The organism is Streptomyces blattellae, assembly GCF_009709555.1.
GTDB classification, from domain to species: domain Bacteria; phylum Actinomycetota; class Actinomycetes; order Streptomycetales; family Streptomycetaceae; genus Streptomyces; species Streptomyces blattellae.
Window position 1 is genome coordinate 13,786 of sequence record NZ_WJBG01000140.1, and the last position, 13,707, is coordinate 27,492.

Genomic DNA, 13,707 nt, shown 5'->3' on the forward strand with positions numbered 1-13,707 from the left:
GCGGGAAGCCTACCGGGCCCTGTCCGCAGTGTGGGCGCGTGCTTGACACGACATCTTGTTAACCGCTTAAGTTAACCGCGTCACTGAAGCGCTTAACAGCATCGCCCCCTGCTCCGTCGACCTGCGCTTCCCGAGGACTTCAACGTGCTCATCGACGTCCATCAGCACATCTGGCCGCCCGCCTTCACCGAGTTGCTGCGCGCCCGTACCACTCCGCCGTGTCTGGACGGCTGGACCCTGCACCTGGCGGGCGAGCAGCCGTTCGCGGTCGACCCCGCCGATCACGACATCGCCGCGCGCGCCCGCCTCGCCGCCGCGGACGGCCTCGGCCTGGCCCTGGTCTCGCTCTCCAGCCCGCTGGGCATCGAGTACCTGCCGCCCGCCGAGGCCACCCCGCTGCTGGACGCGTTCCACGACGGCGCCCTCGCGCTCCCGGCCCCGTTCGGCGTCTGGGCCTCGCCCTGTCTGTCCGAGCCGGACCCCGAGGCCGTCGAACGCGAGCTGCGCCGCGGCTGCGTCGGCCTCCAACTCCCGGCCACGGCACTGCTCGACGCCGCGGGCCGGCAGGAGTGCGCTCCGCTGCTGGACGTCCTCACCCTCCTCGGCAAGCCCCTGTTCATCCACCCCGGAGCGGCCCCGGCCACCCCGGACACGCCCCCTTGGTGGCCGGCGCTGGTCCCCTACCTGCACCAGATGCACGCGTCGTGGTTCGCGTTCCGCGCCTTCGGCCGCGCTCGCCACCCGCACCTGCGGGTCTGCTTCGCCGCCCTCGCCGGACTGGCGCCCCTGCACGGCGAGCGGCTGGCGGCCCGCGGCGGCGGGCGCGGCGAGATCGACTTCGACGTCTTCTACGAGACCTCCTCCTACGGCACTCGCGCCGTGGACGCACTCGTCCGCGCCGTCGGGATCGACGTGATCGTCAGCGGCAGCGACCGCCCGTACGCGTCCCCCGTCATCCCCGGCGGCGGCACGGACGCCGCCGTCCACGCCCTGCGCACCACCAACCCGGACCGCCTGCTGCGAGGCCGCACACGAGCCGAGCCGACGGACGAACAGAAAGAAGGGAGCCCCCCGTGACCTACGAGTCCTTGCCGGACCGCACGCTCGACAAGCACGAACTCCGGGCACTCGTCGATGAACTCGCCGCCCGCCCCGAGCTCTGGCGCGAGCAGATCGGTTTCTCGGACGAGCAGCGGCACTACGCCTCCCTGTACCGGGACGAGTACGTCGACGTATGGCTGCTGTGCTGGACCCGGCAGAACGACACCGGCTGGCACGACCACGACATCTCGTCGGGCGCGGTCCGCGTCGTCCAGGGCGCGCTCAACGAGTCCAATCCGCGCATCGGCGGCAGCCACCTGTCCAGCACGATCGGCGCCGGCGGAGCGTTCTGCTTCGGACCCGAGCACATTCACCGCCTCACCGGCGCCACCGACGACACGGTCTCGATCCACGCCTACTCGCCCCCGTTGTGGCGCCTGGGCCAGTACGTCATCACCGAGGACGGCCTGATGCGCCGCATCTCCGTCTCCTACGCGGAAGAACTACGGCCCCTGGACAACCCGGCGGCCTGAACCCGCGCGCCTGGGCGCTCGCCCGACAGGCAGTCGTCCCCGGCACGCCCGTCGGGAGGCAGGGCGGCTTCGGACGGTCAGCGGCGGCGCCGCAGTGACGGGTCGAGCAGCGCGGGCGGAGTGTCGTGCTTCTCGTGCGGGGCGAGGTCGGTGCCGGGGGCGACGATGGAGTCGATCGCGTCGAGAACGTCGGCGCGGAGCACGGTGTCCGCGGCGGCGAGTTGTGCGTGCAGGTGGTCCGGTGTGCGGGGGCCGACGAGGGCGCTCGTGACGGCGGGATGCGCGGTCACGAATCCGAGGGCGAGCTGGATCATGGTCAGCCCCGCCTCGTCGGCGACCTTGGCCAGCTGCTCCACGGCCTCCAGCCTGGCCCGGTTGGAGGGGAGGGAAAGGTCGAAGCGGTCCGGCATGAACGTGGAGCGGCTGGTGGTGACGTCCCGCCCCTCCCGGATCGCGCCCGACAGCCAGCCCGAGGCCAGCGGGCTCCACACCAGCACGCCGAGCCCGTACTGCTCGGTCACGGGCAGCACATGGGTCTCGATGCCGCGTTGGAGGATCGAGTAGCTGGGCTGTTCGGTGACGTAGCGGCTCAGGTGACACTCGCGGGCGGCCCACTGGGCTTGCACGATGCGGTGGGCGGGGAACGTCGAGGAGCCGAAGTAGCGGATCTTTCCCGCGCGTTGCAGGTCGGTCAGTGCCGACAGGGTCTCCTCGTCGCTGGTGTGGGGGTCCCATCGGTGGATCTGGTAGAGGTCGACGTGGTCCACGCCCAGGCGGCGCAGGCTGTTGTCCAGGGCGGTCACCAGCCAACGGCGCGAACTGCCCCGGTGGTTGCGTTCGTCGCTCATCGGCATGGTCGCCTTGGTGGCCAGCACGATGTCGTCGCGGCGGCCGGCGATGGCCTTGCCGACCAGCTCTTCCGACTCCCCCGCGCTGTACATGTCCGCGGTGTCGATGACGTTGATGCCGCCCTCCAGAGCGGCATCGACGATGGCGGTGACCTCGTCCTCGGTGGTGCGTCCGATCCTGCCGAAGTTCATCGCGCCGAGCGCGAGGGAGCTGACCTGCACACCGGTGCGGCCCAAGGTGCGGTACTGCATGACCGTATGCCTCCATGGCGGATATCATCAACAAACGGAACGCTGCTCCGTTAACGGGAACAACGATACGGAGCACTGTTCCGTTTAGCAACACGGCGAGCGACCCAGCGGAGGAAGTGGCGTGGGGAACGACAACGACGAGGGCGCGGCACGCCCGGCCCGGCCGAAACGGGCGGACGCCCGGCGCAACAAGGAGACGCTGCTCGACGCGGCCGCCGCGGTCTTCGTCACGGCGGGCGTGGAAGCGCCGGTACGCGACATCGCGGCCAGGGCCGGCGTCGGGATGGGCACGATCTACCGCCACTTCCCCACCCGGGCGGACCTCATCATCGCCGTCTACCGGCATCAGGTCGACGCCTGTGCCGAGGCCGGCCCGGCCCTCCTCTCGGCCGGCCCGACCCCGCATGCCGCACTCGGCCAGTGGATCGACCTCTTCGTCGGCTTCCTGGTCACCAAGCACGGACTCGCCGCCGTACTGCAGTCCGACAGCGCCGGCTTCGACACGCTGCACGCCTACTTCCTCGACCGCCTCGTGCCCGTCTGCACCCAGTTGCTCGAAGCCGCGGCCGCCGCCGGGGAGATCCGCTCCGACGTGGACGCCTACGAATTCATGCGCGGCGTCGGCAACCTCTGCATCGGCGCGGACAGCGACCCCCGCTACGACGCACGCCGACTGGTCGCACTCCTCGTCGCGGGCCTACGGCAGGCACGCTGACCATCGACCGCAGACGGTGGGGGGTCGATGACGGGGGGGCGCCGCTACGGCGCGGCACCGAACCGTGCTTGAGTGGGCCCCGGTCATGCCAACCGACGAGCAGGAGGGACCCGTAGTCATGAGCACTCGCAGTCCTCATTCGTACGAGTACAAGGTCGTCACGTTCCGGGAATCGCTGATCGGCGACGCGCTGGACAGCGACAAGCTGGAGAAGGTCCTCAACAAGCATGCCGAGGACGGTTGGGCGCTCAAGGCCATCACATCCGCCGACGTCAAGGGCCGGATAGGTCCCGGCGCGGTGGAGGGGTTGCTGCTGACGCTGGAGCGGCCGCGCGGCTGACGGGGTGGTGAGGCCCGCGAAGTGGGATCACGCAGCTGTGAGGATGCGCTACGCCCGTTCCAGGCGGCAGAAGCAGGACGCCTCGACGGGGACGTCGGCCATCGCGGCGGCCATCTTCAGCTGCTGGGCGACGATGCGGGCCTCCCCCACCTTGCCGAGGCGGAGCAGGCATTCGTGGAAGCCGTGCAGGGACCAGACGTTCCCGGGGTGCTGCAGGGCGCGCGGGAGGGTGTCGTCCAGGCCCAGGTCGGCGCGGTAGACCGCTTCGGCCTCCGCGACGCGGCCCTGCTCCAGGAGGAGGGCGCCGTAGGCGTGCCGGGTGGGCTGCATCCAGCCCCAGGGCTCGTCGTACGGGAGGCTGTCGTCCAGGGCGATGGCCTGCTCCAGGGCGGCGAAGGCGGCGAGGTGATCGCCCTTGCGGTACTCCAGCTCCCCGTCCAGCATCGCCGAGGCGACGGCGAGGATGTCGGCGCAGGTGTTGTTGAACAGCATGCGGGTGGGCGGGACTTGGGCGAGCGCCCGGCGAAACAGCTCACGTTCGGTCTCGGCCTCCGGGATGCGGCCGGTCGCCGACAGGGCCACGCCCCGGGCGTAGTGCAGCATCGCGGTGGTCACGCTGTAGAGCTCCGGGTCGGCGGGCAGGGGCAGTTCGAGGATGTCCGCCCAGCGGCCGAAGCGGATCAGGACGTGGACCCGCATGGCCAGAAAGCCCTCCAGCCAGTCGGCCATGGGCGGGCTCTGCACCCGCAGCAGCTCTTCCGGGATGGAGGCTTCGAGTTCGGCGGCCGTCTGGAGGGCGGTGCGGGACCGGCCGAGGAACATCGCACCGTAGATCTTGAAGTGGTAGTTGTGCGACCGGTACAGGGTGTAGAAGTTCATCGCGCCGGAGCGGGCGCGGAACTTCTCGTCGGCGGCGATCGCACGGGTGTTGTCCGACACGACGCGCCGGTAGTCGCCGCACAGCACGTCCAGGTGCGAGGGCATGTGCTGCAGATGCCCGGCGTCGGGCACCAGGTCGCGCAGCCGGTCGCCGACCGGAAGGGCCGTCTCCGGGGCCGGCGACATCTCCATCAGGTGGATGTACAGGTGCAGCAGGCCCGGGTGGCGTGCCCCCTCCTCGGTGGCCAGTGCGCGTTCCAGCACGGCCTTGGCCTCCATCGTGCGGGCGCCTTCGGCGGGTTCGCCGGTGGGCAGGTCCCACAGCTGCCAGGGCGTGAGGTTCATCAGGGCGTCCGCGTACAGCGCGGCGACGTCCAGGTCGTCGGGGGCGAGGTCGTAGACGGCGCGCATGCTCTCGGCGTACGGCACGTTCCACACCGAGCAGTCCGCCACCGCCTCGGACTGCGGGTAGCGGGCGCGCAGGGCTTGGATCAGGGCCTGCTCGACGGGGGTGGCGCCGGCCGTCCTGTCGTGGGCGAGTTCCACGGCGGCGTGGGTCCGGTCGACGGTGCGTTCCAGGTCCTCGCCGTCGAAGGCCTCCCACGGCTTGTTGTAGTTGGGGCCGAGCGCGTAGGCGATGCCCCACTGGGCCATCGCACAGCCGGGGTCCGCCGCGGCCGCGGTCTCGAAGCAGCGGACGGCTTCCTCGTGGTGGAAGGCGTACGTCCAGACCAGGCCGCGGTCGAACCACAGCTGGGCCTCGGCGGACGAGGTCGTCACGGGGCGGGAGTGGGTGCCGAGATCGTAGTAGTCCATGGGCTTTCCTCACATCCGCCGTCGGCTCTGGTCATGGCCTGCCGGCCGCACCACCACCGGCCTGCCCACCCTGGGAAACGCCGCATCCGCGCATCGGTTGCTGCCTCAGGGGCACTTTCGTCCGCTCTCACCCTCGGCGTGCCGCCCAGCGGTGTCGTCACGGCCGGTACGAGGGTGGGGGAACCCAGCCTCGGCCTGCTCCGTCGGGCGGCAGATCGACAAAGTCATGGCACGACGGTGTGATCACAGCGGCACGTCGGAGTGCCCCGCCCGGAGCCGGGTTCAGGAGCCGTCGTCCGCGAAGGGACCGTCGGCGGTGAAGGCGCGTGCCGCGAAGCGTTCGCCCATACGGCGGTGGGTGGCGGCGTCGGGGTGGAGTTCGTCGGGGAGCGGCAGTTCGGCGTAGTCGGCCTCGCCGTAGAGTTCGCGGCCGTCGAGGTAGTGCAGGCTGGGGTCGTCCGCCGACCGTCTGGACACGATGCGGGCCAGTTCCTCGCGGATGACGCGCAGCGTCAGCTTCCCGCTCGCGCGTTCCGCCGGATCGCCCATGGCCCCGAACCGCAGCCGCCCCTCGCTGATCGCGCTGAAGTCGGGAAAGGCGGGGCCCGGCGTGTCCTCGTGGATGGGGCACAGGATGGGCGAGACGACCAGCAGGGGCACCGTCGGGTGGCCCTCGCGGAGGGTGTCGAGGAAGCCGTGGACGGCGGGACCGAAGGCGCGCAGGCGCATCAGGTCCGCGTTGACCAGGTTGATGCCGATCTTGACGCTGATCAGGTCGGCGGGGGTGTCGCGCAGGGTGCGGGCGGTGAACGGGTCGAGCAGGGCGCTGCCCGCCAGGCCCAGGTTGATCAGCTCCACGCCGCCGAGGCCGGCGGCCAGCGCGGGCCAGGTCGTGGTGGGGCCGGCCGCGTCGGAGCCGTGGCTGATGGAGCTGCCGTGGTGGAGCCACACCCTGCGGCCCGGGTCCCGCGCGGGCTCGACGGGGGCATTGGTCCGCAGGGCCAGGACTTCCGTGGTCTCGTTGTGCGGCAGCCAGATCTCGACGTCCTTGTCGTGCTCGGGCAGACCGGTGAAGCGGAGGGTTCCGGGAGGGCCGGGCTGTATCTCGGCGGTGCCGGCGGCCATGTCGACGGTCAGGGTGTTGCCGCCCGGGACGCTCGCCTGTCCGGCCGGGCGGCCGTCGACGATCAGGTCGTACACACCGTCCGGGCGGGGCGGCGCCCCCACGTAGGCCCGCTTGGTGGGCAGCGTGTCCAGCTCGACGGCGGTGGCGCGGGTGCGGAAGACCAGCCGTACACCGGAGGGCTGGGACTCGGCCATGGCCAGCTGGGGGTCGGTGCTCTGGGCACGGGCCCAGGCGGGCAGCCGGTGCGGCAGCACCCCGCGTTCGGTGTGCTCCACGTCGAGGGCGCCGCGCAGGAGTCCGGCGGTGACGGGCGTGGTGATCCAGTGGTGCTCGGTGCTCATGTCCTCAGCCTGTCGATCAAGGGGTGGGGCGTGCGGGCCAGTTGCGCAGCAGGGCGTCGAGGGCGTCCAGCACTCGTGTCCAGGACTCCTCGCTGTCGGGGGCGCTGTGGCTGAAACCGCCCGCGCCTTCGAGGCCGGCGTAGCCGTGGAAGACGCTGCCCAGCAGGCGCACGGCGTGGGTCTCGTCGGGTTCCGCCAGGTCGTAGCCGCGCAGGATCGCCCGCATCATCCGGGCGTGCCGGACCCCGGCGCTGGCGGCCGCCGTCTCGGGGTCGAGTCGCATCCGGGCCGCCGCGGCCCGGCCGGGGTGCTGGTGGGCGTAGTCGCGGTAGACGTTCGCGAACGCGGTCAGGGCGTCCTTGCCGGCCCGTCCGGCGACCGCGTCGGCGGACAGGTCGGCCAGTTCCTCCAGCGCGAACAGGGCGATCCGGGTCTTGAGGTCCTGGGAGTTCTTCACGTGCGAGTACAGGCTCGCGACCTTGACGTCGAACCGCCGGGCGAGTTCGGAGACGGTCACGTGCTCGAAGCCGACCTCGTCGGCCAGTTCCGCGCCTGCCTGGATCAGGCGTTGTGCCGTCAGCCCCACACGTACCATAACTCTCCTCCCTTTCACCGAAAGCGAGTATGCATTTACCTAAGGGCTTTAGGCAAATCATCTCGACTGTGCGCTCCGTGGCGGTGGCTCCGGTAGAGTGTCCCGCCCGGATCACTGGGGAGGGGTTTCGATGCAGGTCAGGGCGGGTTTCGCGGGGCGTGGAGCGGTGCATGCGGCATTGCTGGCGGGGGTGCTGACCGGCTGTTCGGAGGCCGCGCCGAAGGCGGCAGGGGACCAGAAGGCGACGGCGACGGCGAGCACCGAGGCGGCGGTTGCCGTCAAGGGGGGCACCATCGGCGCCACGGGGTCCGCCTGCGAACTCCCCGTCACGTTCGACATCGCCACGGACTGGAAGGCCGAGGCCGTGGACGGGGGCGGCTCCGGCGACGATCCGGCCGACATCGCGGACGCGCTCCCCCATCAGGGCCCGGTCGCCCTCAGGTGCGAGATCGACGCCAAGCCCGCGGGGAACATCGGCTTCCTCCGCGTCTGGACCGGTGAACCTGCCGAGGACGACGCGCGTGCCGTCCTGGAGGCGTTCGTCGAGGCCGCGGCGGGTGCCAGCAAAGCGACGTACCGGACGTTCGACGCGGGCGGCGTCGACGGCGCCGAGGTGCGGTACCTCTACACCAGCGACCTCCTGGAGACGAAGCAGGAGAGCGCCCTGGCGGTCGTCACGCCGGACGGTCCGGTCGTGCTGCACCTGGGCGGGCTGGACACCGAGGAGCACAAGGGGATGCTCCCGGCGTACCAGCTCGCCAAGCGGACCCTGCGCGGCAGGTGAGCACGGCGGCCGGCCTGGCGCGGCGGCCGGTGTCGCCGCGCCAGGTTCGGGTGCGTCAGGACGCCGTGCAGGAACCGAGTGCCGGGGCCGCGCTGTTGCCGTTCTTCATGACGGTGAAGCCGAAGCTCGTGGAGGCTCCGGCGGCGAGGCTGCCGTTGCCGTTGGGCCGCATCGTCATGACGTTGCCGCTGCTGTCCCAGGTGGGGGTGCCGTTCCAGGTGGCGGAGATCCTTTGCGGGGAGGTCACGGTGACCGTGGTGGTCCAGGTGCTGATCGCCGAACTGCCCGCGGTGACGGTGACCCTGCCGTTGAAGCGGTCGCTCCACTCCTCCGCCCTGCTGTAGGAGACGGTGCAGGCGGCCGTACCGCCACCGGAACTCGACCCGCCGAGGCCGGTCAGTACGGCGTTGTAGGCGGGCTTCTTGTTGTAGTTGCCGTCGAAGAGCAACGGCGTTCCGCCGGCCCGCCACGAGTACTTGTCGGTGACGCCCCAGACGGTGATGCCGGTGCAGCGCGAGACGGCCAGGCAGGCCCGTACGACGTTGCTGTAGCTGTTCGCCTGGGCCGTGCCGGAGCCCTCGATGTCCAGTTCGGTGATCTGTACGTCGACGCCCAGGTCCGCGAAGCGCTGCAGGTTGGCCTGGTAGTCGGACGGTACGGGGGAAGCGCTGTTGAAGTGGGACTGGAAGCCCACGCAGTCGATCGGGACGCCGCGTGCCTTGAAGTCCCTGACCATGTTGTAGACGGCATTGCTCTTCGCGTTGATGCCGTCGGTGTTGTAGTCGTTGTAGCAGAGCTTGGCGGACGGGTCCGCGGCGCGGGCGGTGCGGAACGCCTCCTCGATGAAGCCGTTGCCGAGCTTGTCCTGGAAGGGCGAGCTGCGCCGGGCACCGCTGGAGCCGTCCTGGAAGGCTTCGTTGACGACGTCCCAGGAGTCGATCTCGCCCCTCCAGTGCTGCATGACCTGGGTGATGTGGTTGTTCATCGCCGTTCTGAGGTCGGCTGTACCCAAGGAGCCCACCCAGCTGGGCAGTTGGGAGTGCCAGACCAGGGTGTGGCCGCGCACCTTCATGCCACGGCTCTGGGCGTGGTTGACGATCTGGTCCGCGGCACCGTACGTGAAGGTGTTGCGGGTACGCTCGACGGCGTCCCACTTCATCTCGTTCTCCGGTGTCACCGAGTTGAACTCGGTGTTGAGCGTGGCGGCGTAGTCGGCTTCGCCCAGGTGGTTCGCGGCGACCGCGGTGCCGAAGTAGCGGCCCTTCTCGGCGGCTGCGGCGCCGAGCGTACTGGCGGCCTCGGCCGTGCCCGACAGGGCCGAGACCCCGGCCGCGGCGAGCAGGCTCGCCATGCCGAGGACCAGCGCCCGGCGGGCACGGGAGCGCACGGGGGGCTGAGCGATGGACGTGCGGGTAGCCATCTGTTCCCCTTCTTCGCGAATCCGAAAGTTTCGGAGTGATTTCCGAATGATGCGGGAGAAGATAAGGCCGGTCCCCCAAGGCGTCAACAGATGGGACGGGAGACAATCCGAGTTGGCTGAAGCAGCACCCTGGTTCGAATGTTTCGACCGGTCACGGGGCTACTGCCCGCGGCCGGCGTCCCCGCTCCTGGTGCGGGAACGTCTGGTCCGCGCCCGGCAGCGTCGGCTTCGGCAGGGTAGCCACCTCTTCCTTCGCCTTCTGAAGTTGCTCGGCCGTGTCGTCGGGCAGCCGGGGCGGCCGGGGGCGGGCGTCCGAGAAGCGGAACGCGGAGGTGAAGTCGCCGAAGGCGGCACGCCGCCAGTCGGTGATGTTCGGCTCCTGAACCCCCGTGAAGCGCTCCAGGAACCGCAGCGCGGAGGTGTGGTCGAACGCCTCCGAGGCCACCCAGCCTCCCACCGTCCAGGGCGAGATGACGGTGGCCGGGACCCGGAAGCCGCCACCGATCGGCAGTCCCTGGACGAACTCGTCCGCCGTGCCCGCGGGCGGGGTCGGCGCGGCCACATGGTCGAACAGGCCGTCGTTCGCGTCGTAGTTGAGGATGAACGCGGTCTTGCGCCACACCTTCGGGTTGGACGCGATCGCCTCCAGCTTGGACGCGACGAAGTCGGCGCCCGCGGCCGGGAGGTAGTCGGGGTGCTCCGACTGGTAGCTCGTCGGCATGATCCACGACACCGCCGGGAGACGGTCATTGCGGGCGTCGTCCTCGAACGTGCCCTCCGGCTGCGGCCGTACGCCCCGCTCGTACAGGTCGGAGCCCGGCTGCGCGTCCTTGAACGTCGCGAACTGCTCCAGCATGTTGCGGCCGTAGTCGTCGTCCTGCTGGTACACCTTCCAGCTGATCCCGGCCGCCTGGAGGCGTTCGGCATACGTCGTCCAGCGGTACGGCGTCGGCGCCACGTTGGTCAGGATCGGGCCGCCCTGCGTGCCGCCGGGGTCGATGGTGCCGGTGATCCAGTACAGGCGGTTCGGCCAGCTCGGACCGAACACCGAGCAGAAGTAGTGGTCGCAGATGGTGAAGGTCTCGGCGAGCGCGAACTGGAACGGGATGTCCTCGCGCGTGTAATAGCCCATGACATACGGGCCGTCGGCACCGTCGGCCTTGCGGTGGGCCGGCAGCCACTGGTCCATCGTGCGGCCCCGTGCCGAACGGCGTCCGCCCGGCGACGCGTTCGGCGTAGGGGCGTGCGGATCCGGGCCCGGTACGGTGCCGGTGGCGGCCCAGGGAGTGGCGGAGTCGGTGCCGGCGTCCAGGAGCGGCGCCGTCCAGCTCGGCCGTGTCCCGCGAGGTGGTGCAGGGGATCAAGGGCTTGGGGTTCCGGTTCGCGGCCCGCGGCGGGTCTCCGCGGCGGCGGCAGCGCCCGCGAGGCCTTCTGCTGAGGTGCCCCGGACACCTGCTCCGGCGTGGCCACCGCCGTCGGTCTGCGGGTTCCGGCGTCACGATCCCCTACACCACCTGGCGGGCACCTGGCGGGACGCCCTCTCCAGCTCCCGCCGGCCCGCCGGGCGGCGGTCACCTCCAGCGCGCCCTAGGCCGATGCGGCGGACTCAGTGTCACGAGTCACGCACAGGGCCCAGATGATGAAGCCGGAGATCGCGATCATCACGACGGACCAGACCGGGTAGTACGGCAGGGAAAGGAAGTTGGCGATGATGATCAGCCCGGCGATGGCCACGCCCACGACGCGCGCCCACATCGCGGCCTGGAACAGACCGAAGCTGACGAGCACCGCGACTACGCCCAGGGCCAGGTGGATCCAGCCCCAGCTGGTGAGGTCGAACTCGAAGACGTAGTTCTGGGTCGTGACGAAGACGTCGTCCTCGGCGATCGCCGCGATGCCTCGCAGGATGTCGAGTGCGCCTCCAATCATGAGCATGACGGCCGCGAAGAGTGTCAGGCCGCTGGCCCATGCCTGGCCGGCTGTCCGCGGTTGCGCGGGATGTGTGGCGGTCATCCTGCTGCCTCCATTCGGTGTGGTCCGGCGCGCTCAGCGGCCGGAGGTGGGTGAGGGGGGACCGTAGCTGCTCAGGACCAGGTCCTTCGCCCTGCTGAACTCCTCGTCCGTGATGTCGCCGCGGGCACGGATCTCGGACAGCTTGGCGAGTTCGTCCGCGCTGGTGGGCCGATGCCCGGCACCGCCGGCGGTCTCCCGGACGTAGCTGTCGAAGGCCTCCTGCTGCGCACGGGCCTGCGCCACCTCACGGCGCCCCATGTCCTTGCCGCGGGCGACCACGTAGACGAACACGCCGAGGAAGGGCAGGACGATGCAGAACACCAGCCAGCCGGCCTTGGCCCCGCCGCTCAGGTCGCCGTCACGGAAGATGTCGACGATGACCCGGAAGAGCAGGACGAACCACAGGATCCACAGGAAGACCACGAAGATGGTCCAGAAGGCGCTCAACAACGGATAGTCGTACGCGAGGTACGTCTGCGCGCTCATGTCTCTCCTCCGTCCAGGGCGCTCCCGTCCAGGGCGATCGCCCGGCAGCCGTTCCGCTTCAGCGTGCCCACGGCAAGGATCGGGTGGCCTCACCCGAGGCGGGTGAGCGTGGGGGTCGTGGCCCGGGCCCGATCATGGGCCGGCCTCCGCACGGCCCGGTTCACCGCCCGGTTCACCGCCCGGTTCGCCGTCGGCCACGGCGGTGGCGGCGAGCACCTCCATCACGGCCAGCACCACCAGGACCAGGACGAGATCGAGCACCACCACGCCGATCGTGGGGCGGTTCCAGAGCAGGAGCGCCAGCGCGCCCGCTCCGATGACGGCGCCACCGGTCCATGACCGGTGCGCGTCGAGCCAGCGCCCCGTCGCCCCGGTGCGCACCACGCGGGTGCCGCTCAGCGCCTGCCCGGCCGCTGTCGCGCCCCGCCGGGCCAGGCTCCGCACACCGCGGGCCACTCGGCCCGGACCGTACATGTAGGCGGCCAGTGCGGTGATCACGGCGACGACGAGGAGCGTGCGGGCGCTGTCACGCAGGAAGCGGAGGAAGGTGTCGAAGATCGCCGCGGCGGCGTCGGGAGGCAGCGTCGCCGAGGGGACCGAGTCCAGGTAGACCCGCCGTACGACGGCCAGCGCGACGAGCAGCACCACCATCGCCACGCCGATGCCGATGGCCGTGATCATCAGCATCACCCGGTGCGCGGGAGCGGTCCACACGGCGAGGGCGGCCAGGGCGACGGTCAGCACGGGCAGCCAGGTTCCCATGATGTCCAGCAGGCGCATCGCGTCCTGTGCCCTGCTCAGCTCCTCGGTGTGGAACAGCGTGACGGTGCGGTCGACGTCCGGGATGGCGGCGGCCCTGTCGAAGCCCTGGTCGACCAGGCGCTGCCGTACTTGGTCGACCACGGTTCCGATGTCCAGCTGGATGGTGTCGCCCGTGGCCCGCAGCGCACCCTCGCTCTCTCCGGTGAGCACGTTCACCACGGCGGCGTGCGCCTGTCGGTTGGCGGTCTCCCAGGTCTGCTGGAAGATGTCGCTGGTGATCACACGCTCGACGCTGTTGTGCACGACGGTCGTCACCGCGGAGCGCAGCGGACCGGCGAGGGACTCCGACGCGTCCACCACCCCCGGCGGCGCCCCCGAGTCGGCCAGCGCCTTCGACAGCGCGTCCGTCACCGCGTCCACGTCGACCTGGTCCACCACGCGCTTGGTCAGCCGGTCGGTCACGACCTCCTGGATGGCCGGGTCGGAGGCCAGCGGGGCGACGGTCTGCACGTACCGGCCGGTGTCGGAGACCTCGTCGTCGACCCAGGCCGCGACGACGGCCAGCGGCGCGAGAAGGAAGGTCAGCACGAACAGGACGGTGGCGGCCGCCTTGCGCGCCCGCCGATGCCGTACCGTCGCGGCCCGGCGCAGTCGCTCGTACTCAGCGCGCTCCTCCGCGCTCAGGGTGTGGCCGGTTTCGCCGGAGTGGGACGCGTCGGGGGTCTTGTCCGGGGCCATGGATCCTCCCGGGTCCTG

The 13,707-nt window shown here is 70.8% G+C and carries 13 protein-coding genes and 1 pseudogene; 5 read left to right on the forward strand and 9 right to left on the reverse strand.

Going from position 1 to position 13,707, the window contains the following annotated elements:
• Nucleotides 1-144 precede the first annotated feature (144 nt).
• Both GFH49_RS14735 and GFH49_RS14740 read left to right on the forward strand, forming a co-directional pair.
• Nucleotides 145-1,077 (forward strand): amidohydrolase family protein, encoded by a 933-nt coding sequence (locus GFH49_RS14735; RefSeq protein ID WP_155056326.1) that lies wholly within the window; start codon nucleotides 145-147, stop codon nucleotides 1,075-1,077.
• Complete coding sequence (locus tag GFH49_RS14740) at nucleotides 1,074-1,574, forward strand: cysteine dioxygenase (RefSeq protein WP_155056327.1); 501 nt, start codon at nucleotides 1,074-1,076, stop codon at nucleotides 1,572-1,574. The genes GFH49_RS14735 and GFH49_RS14740 overlap by 4 nt, the downstream gene beginning before the upstream one ends.
• A 77-nt stretch (nucleotides 1,575-1,651) precedes the next feature.
• Here the strand turns inward: GFH49_RS14740 and GFH49_RS14745 are convergent, their stop codons facing one another.
• Nucleotides 1,652-2,674, reverse strand: a complete 1,023-nt coding sequence (locus GFH49_RS14745; protein ID WP_155056328.1) for an aldo/keto reductase — start codon at nucleotides 2,672-2,674, stop codon at nucleotides 1,652-1,654.
• Between the two features lie 121 nt (nucleotides 2,675-2,795).
• Between GFH49_RS14745 and GFH49_RS14750 the strand changes: the two genes are divergently transcribed.
• Together GFH49_RS14750 and GFH49_RS14755 are read left to right on the forward strand one after the other, a co-directional pair.
• Nucleotides 2,796-3,389 (forward strand): TetR/AcrR family transcriptional regulator, encoded by a 594-nt coding sequence (locus GFH49_RS14750; RefSeq protein WP_155056329.1) that lies wholly within the window; start codon nucleotides 2,796-2,798, stop codon nucleotides 3,387-3,389.
• A 118-nt stretch (nucleotides 3,390-3,507) separates the two neighbouring features.
• Nucleotides 3,508-3,729, forward strand: coding sequence for a DUF4177 domain-containing protein (locus GFH49_RS14755; RefSeq protein WP_155056330.1), 222 nt, complete (start codon nucleotides 3,508-3,510; stop codon nucleotides 3,727-3,729).
• A gap of 48 nt (nucleotides 3,730-3,777) precedes the next feature.
• On the opposite strand, the gene GFH49_RS14760 is transcribed toward GFH49_RS14755, so the two are convergent.
• The 3 genes from GFH49_RS14760 to GFH49_RS14770 all read right to left on the reverse strand — a co-directional run bounded on the left by GFH49_RS14760 (nucleotide 3,778) and on the right by GFH49_RS14770 (nucleotide 7,486).
• Nucleotides 3,778-5,424 carry a tetratricopeptide repeat protein gene (locus GFH49_RS14760; protein WP_155056331.1) on the reverse strand — a complete coding sequence of 549 codons (1,647 nt, stop codon included), beginning with the start codon at nucleotides 5,422-5,424 and terminating at the stop codon, nucleotides 3,778-3,780.
• Between the two features lie 282 nt (nucleotides 5,425-5,706).
• Nucleotides 5,707-6,891 (reverse strand): GDSL-type esterase/lipase family protein, encoded by a 1,185-nt coding sequence (locus GFH49_RS14765; RefSeq protein WP_155056332.1) that lies wholly within the window; start codon nucleotides 6,889-6,891, stop codon nucleotides 5,707-5,709.
• Between the two features lie 16 nt (nucleotides 6,892-6,907).
• The gene (locus GFH49_RS14770; protein WP_155056333.1) at nucleotides 6,908-7,486 is read right to left on the reverse strand and encodes a TetR/AcrR family transcriptional regulator; all 579 of its coding nucleotides are present in this window, start codon (nucleotides 7,484-7,486) and stop codon (nucleotides 6,908-6,910) included.
• A 130-nt stretch (nucleotides 7,487-7,616) separates the two neighbouring features.
• On the opposite strand from GFH49_RS14770, the gene GFH49_RS14775 reads away from it, so the two are divergent.
• Nucleotides 7,617-8,270 (forward strand): lipoprotein, encoded by a 654-nt coding sequence (locus GFH49_RS14775; protein WP_155056334.1) that lies wholly within the window; start codon nucleotides 7,617-7,619, stop codon nucleotides 8,268-8,270.
• A 55-nt stretch (nucleotides 8,271-8,325) separates the two neighbouring features.
• On the opposite strand, the gene GFH49_RS14780 is transcribed toward GFH49_RS14775, so the two are convergent.
• The 5 genes and pseudogenes from GFH49_RS14780 to GFH49_RS14800 all read right to left on the reverse strand — a co-directional run bounded on the left by GFH49_RS14780 (nucleotide 8,326) and on the right by GFH49_RS14800 (nucleotide 13,689).
• Entirely contained in the window at nucleotides 8,326-9,690 is a 1,365-nt protein-coding gene (locus GFH49_RS14780; protein WP_196217987.1) for a glycoside hydrolase family 10 protein, read from the reverse strand.
• A gap of 151 nt (nucleotides 9,691-9,841) precedes the next feature.
• A pseudogene (locus GFH49_RS14785) lies at nucleotides 9,842-10,879 on the reverse strand (phospholipase C); the annotation flags it as partial.
• A gap of 398 nt (nucleotides 10,880-11,277) precedes the next feature.
• Nucleotides 11,278-11,703, reverse strand: coding sequence for a DUF7144 family membrane protein (locus tag GFH49_RS14790; RefSeq protein ID WP_155056335.1), 426 nt, complete (start codon nucleotides 11,701-11,703; stop codon nucleotides 11,278-11,280).
• 33 nt (nucleotides 11,704-11,736) lie between these two features.
• The gene (locus GFH49_RS14795; RefSeq protein ID WP_155056336.1) at nucleotides 11,737-12,189 is read right to left on the reverse strand and encodes an SHOCT domain-containing protein; all 453 of its coding nucleotides are present in this window, start codon (nucleotides 12,187-12,189) and stop codon (nucleotides 11,737-11,739) included.
• A gap of 132 nt (nucleotides 12,190-12,321) precedes the next feature.
• Nucleotides 12,322-13,689 (reverse strand): hypothetical protein, encoded by a 1,368-nt coding sequence (locus tag GFH49_RS14800; RefSeq protein ID WP_230396299.1) that lies wholly within the window; start codon nucleotides 13,687-13,689, stop codon nucleotides 12,322-12,324.
• Between the last annotated feature and the right edge of the window lie 18 nt (nucleotides 13,690-13,707).

Excerpts from the sequence above, each read along its gene's own strand:
- GFH49_RS14745 (WP_155056328.1), bottom strand. The coding sequence starts at position 2,674 with ATGCAGTACCGCACCTTGGGCCGCACCGGTGTGCAGGTCAGCTCCCTC.
- GFH49_RS14755 (WP_155056330.1), top strand. The coding sequence starts at position 3,508 with ATGAGCACTCGCAGTCCTCATTCGTACGAGTACAAGGTCGTCACGTTC.
- GFH49_RS14760 (WP_155056331.1), bottom strand. The coding sequence starts at position 5,424 with ATGGACTACTACGATCTCGGCACCCACTCCCGCCCCGTGACGACCTCG.
- GFH49_RS14765 (WP_155056332.1), bottom strand. The coding sequence starts at position 6,891 with ATGAGCACCGAGCACCACTGGATCACCACGCCCGTCACCGCCGGACTC.
- GFH49_RS14770 (WP_155056333.1), bottom strand. The coding sequence starts at position 7,486 with ATGGTACGTGTGGGGCTGACGGCACAACGCCTGATCCAGGCAGGCGCG.
- GFH49_RS14775 (WP_155056334.1), top strand. The coding sequence starts at position 7,617 with ATGCAGGTCAGGGCGGGTTTCGCGGGGCGTGGAGCGGTGCATGCGGCA.
- GFH49_RS14780 (WP_196217987.1), bottom strand. The coding sequence starts at position 9,690 with ATGGCTACCCGCACGTCCATCGCTCAGCCCCCCGTGCGCTCCCGTGCC.
- GFH49_RS14790 (WP_155056335.1), bottom strand. The coding sequence starts at position 11,703 with ATGACCGCCACACATCCCGCGCAACCGCGGACAGCCGGCCAGGCATGG.
- GFH49_RS14795 (WP_155056336.1), bottom strand. The coding sequence starts at position 12,189 with ATGAGCGCGCAGACGTACCTCGCGTACGACTATCCGTTGTTGAGCGCC.
- GFH49_RS14800 (WP_230396299.1), bottom strand. The coding sequence starts at position 13,689 with ATGGCCCCGGACAAGACCCCCGACGCGTCCCACTCCGGCGAAACCGGC.